This window comes from Mesorhizobium sp. M0768, assembly GCF_040320195.1.
Classification (GTDB): domain Bacteria; phylum Pseudomonadota; class Alphaproteobacteria; order Rhizobiales; family Rhizobiaceae; genus Mesorhizobium.
The window spans coordinates 50,453-57,170 of record NZ_JAMYPD010000033.1 but is presented as its reverse complement, the minus strand read 5'-3'; the positions used below and the strand labels follow the sequence as shown (position 1 = coordinate 57,170).

General features: G+C 62.8%; 9 protein-coding genes. 4 read left to right on the top strand and 5 right to left on the bottom strand.

Annotated elements, in window-relative coordinates; genetic code table 11:
- The first annotated feature begins 216 nt into the window (after positions 1-216).
- Positions 217-894, top strand: coding sequence for an HAD family acid phosphatase (locus NKI08_RS28720; RefSeq protein WP_352770975.1), 678 nt, complete (start codon positions 217-219; stop codon positions 892-894).
- 49 nt (positions 895-943) lie between these two features.
- On the opposite strand, the gene NKI08_RS28715 is transcribed toward NKI08_RS28720, so the two are convergent.
- Positions 944-1,924: a quinone oxidoreductase family protein gene (locus NKI08_RS28715; RefSeq protein ID WP_352774310.1), complete on the bottom strand. Its 981-nt coding sequence runs from the start codon at positions 1,922-1,924 to the stop codon at positions 944-946.
- A 98-nt stretch (positions 1,925-2,022) separates the two neighbouring features.
- Between NKI08_RS28715 and NKI08_RS28710 the strand changes: the two genes are divergently transcribed.
- Positions 2,023-2,415: a winged helix-turn-helix transcriptional regulator gene (locus NKI08_RS28710; RefSeq protein ID WP_352450464.1), complete on the top strand. Its 393-nt coding sequence runs from the start codon at positions 2,023-2,025 to the stop codon at positions 2,413-2,415.
- Positions 2,416-2,489: 74 nt separating this feature from the next.
- Here the strand turns inward: NKI08_RS28710 and NKI08_RS28705 are convergent, their stop codons facing one another.
- A complete protein-coding gene (locus NKI08_RS28705) occupies positions 2,490-3,095 on the bottom strand; it encodes an NADPH-dependent FMN reductase (protein ID WP_352469781.1) in 606 nt (201 codons plus the stop codon).
- Between the two features lie 90 nt (positions 3,096-3,185).
- Between NKI08_RS28705 and NKI08_RS28700 the strand changes: the two genes are divergently transcribed.
- Positions 3,186-3,554 (top strand): winged helix-turn-helix transcriptional regulator, encoded by a 369-nt coding sequence (locus NKI08_RS28700; RefSeq protein WP_352774308.1) that lies wholly within the window; start codon positions 3,186-3,188, stop codon positions 3,552-3,554.
- A gap of 50 nt (positions 3,555-3,604) precedes the next feature.
- Here NKI08_RS28700 and NKI08_RS28695 read toward each other — a convergent pair whose 3' ends face one another.
- From NKI08_RS28695 to NKI08_RS28685, 3 genes are all read right to left on the bottom strand, one after another.
- Entirely contained in the window at positions 3,605-3,925 is a 321-nt protein-coding gene (locus NKI08_RS28695; RefSeq protein WP_352541039.1) for a hypothetical protein, read from the bottom strand.
- Between the two features lie 143 nt (positions 3,926-4,068).
- Positions 4,069-4,464, bottom strand: coding sequence for an acyl-CoA thioesterase (locus tag NKI08_RS28690; protein ID WP_023678380.1), 396 nt, complete (start codon positions 4,462-4,464; stop codon positions 4,069-4,071).
- Positions 4,465-4,859: 395 nt separating this feature from the next.
- The gene (locus tag NKI08_RS28685) at positions 4,860-5,786 is read right to left on the bottom strand and encodes a LysR family transcriptional regulator (protein WP_352774306.1); all 927 of its coding nucleotides are present in this window, start codon (positions 5,784-5,786) and stop codon (positions 4,860-4,862) included.
- A gap of 107 nt (positions 5,787-5,893) precedes the next feature.
- Here NKI08_RS28685 and NKI08_RS28680 point away from each other — a divergent pair, with 107 nt between their 5' ends.
- The gene (locus NKI08_RS28680) at positions 5,894-6,685 is read left to right on the top strand and encodes an alpha/beta fold hydrolase (RefSeq protein WP_352774304.1); all 792 of its coding nucleotides are present in this window, start codon (positions 5,894-5,896) and stop codon (positions 6,683-6,685) included.
- The last annotated feature ends 33 nt before the right edge of the window (positions 6,686-6,718 follow it).

The window sequence follows — 6,718 nt, the reverse complement described above, 5'->3', positions numbered from 1 at the left end:
ATCATGCGGCGGCTTCATGTCGACCGCGAAGACGACCGTGCTCCCGGCAAACGACACCTCAATACAAATTTGGGCTTGCATTTCGGTCCGCGATTAGACGACTGAGACACTACCTGTGGAAGACCTCGCTTGACAGCCGACTTCTCGTGACCGCAAAGTCCCGTGATGCGGGCGATTGGCTGGAATAGAATTGCGCGTGTCGGGGCAATCGTGCTGATGATTGGCACAAATGTTCCTGCGCCGGCACGTTCCGACTCGCTCCTTCTCACAAGCCCGTCCCAGCCGGCCAATGTCGGCGATGCGATGCTGGCGGCTGCCAATTATCATGATTCCGGCGACTATGATCGCGACCTGGCCGCTGTGGCGAAGCAGGCAGGCGACTGGGTCGTCAAGCGCGCAATGGAGGTGCCTCGCCCCGCACTGGTGCTCGATATCGACGAGACGGCTTTGGCCAACTGGGAAGTGATCACACGTGACAATTTCGGCCGCCCTATCGGCGGCGCCTGCGACATCGCAATCGACGGTCCCTGTGGCTGGGCCGCCTGGGATCAGCTTGCGAAGGATCCGGCGATCGACCCGGTGCTGGAGGTTTTCCGGCAGGCGCGAACGGCGAAAGTCGCGGTGTTCTTCATCACCGGACGTCCGGAGGACCAGCGTCAGGCAACCGAACAGAACCTGCAGTCGGCCGGCTATGCCGGCTACGAGCACCTTTACATGGTCCAGCCTGGGGCCAAATACGGTTCCGCCGCAGATTTCAAGGCACCCATAAGGGCCGAAATCGAAAAGGCCGGCTACACAATAATTGCCAATGTCGGTGACCAGCCATCCGACCTGTTCGGTGGGCATGCCGAGAAGCTGTTCCTGCTGCCTAATCCGTTCTACCGGGTTCGTTGACGGCCGGAACGGCACAAGCCCGGATCCTCGGCTCCTTGCCGAGCACCTACTAAGGTATCAAGACAACTTTGCCGGTCGCGCCGCGCTCCTCCAGCAGGCGATGTGCGTGGCTGGCCTGGTCGAGCGGGAAGCGGCCACCTTTGGTCACCACAAGCTGACCACCAGCGGCCAGATCGAACAGCTCCAAAAGGCCGTCACGGAGCCCGTCCGTAGACAGCAACGGCAGCAGGGCAAAACCCTTCAGCGACTGGTTGCGGCCGATCATCGCCTCCATCTCCGGGGCGCCGAGCGCGTATCTGCCGAGTGCTGCAAACACCAACTCTCCGCGAGGTGCCAGAGCCTCCAGCGCAACCGCCGTCAGCGGGCCGCCGACAATGTCGTAGATGATGTCAACGCCGGCGCCGTCTGTGGCTGCCCGGACGTGCACCGGCCAATCCGTGTTGCTGTAGTTGACGGCAGCATCGGCTCCCAGCGACAAAGTAAGGTCGAGCTTGGCCTTGCTGCCGGCTGCCGCGATGACACGGCTCGCGCCGGCGCGCTTGGCAAGCTGGACGAGCAACGAACCGACGCCGCCCGCGGCAGCGGCGACCAGCACCGATCTGCGGGCCGGCGGGCTTTGCCGCGATAGATACAATGCCGTCAGTCCTTGCACCATCAATGCCGTCGCGTTTTCGAACGAGAGCGAATCCGGCAAGGGCACGGCCAGGCTTGCGTCGATCGTCACATACTCGGCATAGCCGCCAAACGGGCGGCTCGAGGCGAACAACGGCGCGGCGACGCGCGTGCCGAGCAAGGAAGCGTCCACCCCCTGCCCAAGCGCCTCCACGATCCCGGCGGCCTCGACGCCAGGGATCATCGGCAGTTGCGGCGTCACCGCATAGCGATCCGCGCGCATCAGCACTTCGAAGAAATTCACCCCGGCCGCATGAACGCGGACCAGGACCTCGCCGGCTTGCGGCTCAGGCTTCGGCACCGTGACTATGTCGAGAACGTCGGGCCCGCCGAAGCGGCTCAGTTGAATGGCTCTCATCGCATGCACCGATCGCTGTTGGCATCGGCCGCTGTTTGCCACTATCTGCCTGGCTTCGACTACACACCAATTTGTCCGCTGCTGACCGGGAGGTGACCATGGCCAAGCCGATCAAGAGACTGCCGATGCTGCCGGCGGAGCGCGCGCTGAAAGTGATTTCGGGCCGCTGGAAGGCGGTCATCCTGTACCATCTCTTCGACGCGCCCCGGCGGCTGTCGGCGCTGCAGGCGCTGATGCCCGATATCACCCAGAAAGTGCTGATCCAGCAGCTTCGCGAAATGGAAGAGCACGGTCTCGTCCGCCGCGAGATCTTTGCCGAGATACCTTCGCGCGTCGAATATTCGGCGACGCGGCTCGGCCTCAGCCTCGAGCCGATCCTGCTGGCACTTTGCCAGTGGGGCCAGCATCACGCCGACGAGCTGAATGAGATGGACCGCCTTGCCGATTGCATCATCAGACCACGGCAAGCGCAGGACGCCCATGCCGTATGAACAAAAAGGGCGGCGCACGCGCCGCCCCAATGCTTGGGAGACTTAATCCTTGGGAGGACTGTTCGAACCTGTGCTCAGGCCGCCTTGACTTCCTCGGCGACGGCATCGGCCTGACGCGCCGTCTTCAGCACCCTGGCCCACCATGCAATGTCGTTGACCAGCGCGGTTGCCGCCTGGTTGAGGTGCTCGAACTCGTCGAGCTTCTTGTCGCCTTGCTTGACCGCAAGGAAATCGGCCCAGGAGATGTGTACGGCGGACTTCACCGGCGCCATCTGCAACTCGACCGCATGCAACCTCAGCTGCTCGACCGCGCGCGCGCCACCGACGCTGCCATAGCCAACGAAGCCGGCCGGCTTCTTGTTCCACTCGTTGGCGGCGTAGTCGATGGCGTTCTTCAGCACGGCCGTCGGGCCATGATTGTATTCCGCGGCGGTGAAGATGAAGCCGTCGAATCCGGCGACCTTCTTTTGCCAGCGCTGCGCCACTTCGTTCTGCGACGGCGCCCAGGCGGAGGATGCGACCTCATCGAAGAACGGCAGCGGGAAATCGCGCAGGTCGACGACTTCAACGTCGATATCGGCGTGCGACTTGGCGATCTTGGCAATCCATTCGGCCGGGACGTCGGCAAAGCGCGCGGCGCGGGTCGAACCAATGACGATGGCAATTTTGGGTTTTGACATAGAGGGGCTCTCCTTACGGGAATACTGGTATCGTTTAGATACCTGAGCTATATGAGTAACTGGCCGCTCAATGTGCAAGGAGGCACTTTTTTGTTACCAAGGCACCCGCACCGCACCGAGGACTGCCGCGCCATCTCGGAAATCCTGCAGCGCGTCGGCGACAAATGGACGGTGCTCGTCGTCGGCAAGCTTGGCAACGGGCCGCTGCGTTTCAACGAGTTGCGCAGCGCGGTCGGCGGCATTTCGCAAAAGATGCTGACCACGACCTTGCGCGGGCTCGAGCGCGACGGCTTCGTTACACGCACCGTGTTCCCGACCATCCCGCCGCGGGTCGACTACGAATTGACCGATCTTGGCTACGAACTGCTGGTGCCGGTCGATGCGCTCGGCGAATGGGCACGCAAGAACACCGAGCGCGTCAAGGCGGCGCGCGAGAAGTTCGACGCCGTGCACAGCTGAACCCTTGTGCTGCAAAGGTTTGAACCTGCCCGGGAGCCTCCGGATGAGCGCTACTGCTGTAACTGCATCTTGGTCTTCGGCAGCTTCTCGATCCGGTTCCATTTCGGGTTGGGACTGACCACCCTGCCGCCAATCGTGCAGGTCGTGGTCGTCTCCTTGCGGCAATTGCTCACCGTCGTGCCGCTGGTGTCGCATTTCGTCGCCGAGCAGATCTCGCACTTGGCCGCTTGCCCGTTGATGGTGCGGTTTTCCGACGTGCAGGTGGCGCCTGGATCGCCTTTTTTGACCTCGGCAAAAGCGCTTGCGGACGACAGGCAGAGCAAGGCTGCAAAGGCACCCGCCAGGGCAGCGTTCAGCATGTGTTGACGCATTGTCTTTCCTCCCAATATCCCGTCGGTCGCGCTGCAGGCGCGCATGCGGGAACCCGTTAGCCAAAGACCACGCGGTATCGCTGTCCGCATCCCCCGCGCGGGAGAGACGGCTGTTTAAATCCGTCTTCTGGAATCAGGCCGGGTCAGCCTTCGGCCGGAACCGCCTTCGGCTTGCCTTCGCCGTCCAGCGCCACCATGACGAAGTCGGCATGGGTGACCTTCTCCATCAGGTCGGAGAGATAGCGCTGCGCCCAGGCCTCGACCTTGAGCGTCATCGAGGTGCGGCCGACGCGTTCGACATGCGTATAGATGCACAGCGTGTCGCCGATCTTCATCGGCTTGGCGAAGGACATTTCCTTAACCGCCGCCGTCACCACGCGGCCCTTGGCGCGCTCGGCGGCGCGGATGCCGCAGGCGAGATCCATCTGCGCCATCACCCAGCCGCCAAAAATGTCGCCTGCCGCATTGGCGTCGGAAGGCATGGCCAGCGTCCTGAGCGTCAGATCGCCGATCGGCCGCCCGTCCGCGTAATGCACCATTTGGCCAATCCTCTCGAAGCCGATTGTCCCGATCCCGTATCGTCATGGCACGGGCAGGTCAACGCGCCACTGAACAGTGTCGCGGCCTGAGGTTCGGCTATCGGTCGACAGTGTTGAAAAGATGCTGTGCGGAGCGGGACGTAGGCATAGGCGTTGCCCTCGCGAATAACATGACCGATTCCTGAAGGGCAGGTGCATGCCTGCGACGAGCAGGCCATCCGCCGACACCATGTCGAGCACCTTCTTGCGTGTGGCGATTGCGGCCTCCTGGTCCACGTCGAAGGCGATTGCCCATTCCGGATGCGCAAATTGCAGCGCGGAGGCGTGAATTACGTCAGTGAAGAGCAGCAGGTGGTTGGCCCTCCGAACGGCCTCGCTGAGCCCCGGCTGGCCGCCTACTGGACAGGTTGCCGGGGTTCGAGCGCTCGGCGCAACGTCGGCGCCTCTTGCTCGATATGATCCCACAGACGGTTCGAGATCGGCCCGTGCGGCCGGTCGCGGCGGCGCGCCACCACCAACTCCTCGGTGCGGCCTGGCAGATGACGGCCGGCAACGGATTGCAGGCGTCCGTCGCGCAGCTCATCCTCGATCAGGAAGCGGGGCATGTGGCCCCACGCGAGGCCCTGCAGGATGATTTCCTTCTTCATCCCCTGGTCGGCCACCATGCATTGCGGCGCACCCTCGATCATGAAGTAGTCTTGTTGGGGTGAATGGCGGGCCGTGTCGCGCATGACACATTGGGTGAACGCGTGCATCTGATCCGGCGTGATGGGGTGCTTGATCCGCTCCGGTAGAAAGCCCGACGCCACTACTGGGACGAAGGGCACCTTGCACAGATCGATCCATTCCACCCGCGGATCGGTCTTGTCGATCCAGTGCAGGATCAAATCGGCTTCGTCATCGAAGAGGCGCTCCCACGGGCCGCCCACCGCCTCGAAGTGCAGATGCAGGCGTGTGCCCGGACACTGGGCGAAGAACCGTCCGAGCATGCCCAATGCCTGCGGACGCGGGCAAAGGTCGCCGATCACCACATGGATCTCGCTTTCTTCGCCCATTGACAGCTGAGCAGCATGAAGCCGCAAGCCCTCGAGCTCGCGCAGCAGCGATTGTGCCCTGCGATGGAACGACAGCCCTGCCTCGGTGGGGCGCACGCGATAGCCGCTGCGATCCAAAAGAACGAGGTCGAGTTGCCGCTCCAGCTTTGCAACGGCTGCGAACACAGCCGGGTGCGAGCGATGCAGCATGGCCGCCGCAGGCTGAAAGCCGCCGCAGCGGACCACGGCATCGAAGCATTGCAGGTCGTGCAGGGTGAATTCGGCCATGTCAGCTTCTATTACAGAGATGGTCCCATCTTTGTAATATCATCAAAAGCGCGCCGCAGCTAGGCTTTGCCACATTCAACGCTCCAAGAAGGAAGGTGTATTCACCCATGAATGAGCTGGATTTCGTGACCGTCGGCGATGGCACACGCATCGCCTACCGCATCGACGGCGACGCCGGGAAACCCGTGCTGATGCTGTCGAATTCCATCGCCACCACGCTGCGGATGTGGGACATGCAGGTCGGCGAGCTGTCGAACCATTTCCGTGTTCTGCGCTATGATTTTCGCGGCCACGGAGGGTCGAGCGTTCCGGCCGGCGCTTATTCGCTCGACCGGCTTGGCCGCGACGTGATCGAGTTGCTCGACACCCTGGGCATTGAACGCGTACACTTCCTCGGTCTGTCGTTGGGCGGCTTCGTCGGGCAGTGGCTCGGCATCCACGCGCCCGAGCGGATCGAGCGCTTGATCCTGAGCAACACCTCATCCTACCTCGGACCGGCAAAGCAGTTTGACGAGCGGATTGCCGCCGTGCTGCAGGCGCCGGATATGTCGGAAACCGCCGAGATGTTCCTGGGCAACTGGTTTCCTGCGCGTATGCTGGCGGCCAACGAACCCGTCATCGAAGAATTTCGCACTATGCTGCTGGCCATCGACCGGCAAGGCTTGGCTGGTCTGTTTGCGGCGGTTCGCGATGCGGACCTTCGCCGAACCATTGCGCTGATTTCCAGGCCAACGCTGGTGATCGCCGGCCGGCACGACACTGTGACAGCCGCCAGCCATAGCGAGCTGATCGCGGCGACGGTGCCGGGCGCGAAACTGGTTGTCCTGCCCGCGGTCCACTTGTCGAATGTCGAGTACCCCACCGAGTTCATGGAGGCCGTGCTTGGTTTTCTGCGCTGAGATGGAGCTGGAGCACGACAGGGACGCTGAGTG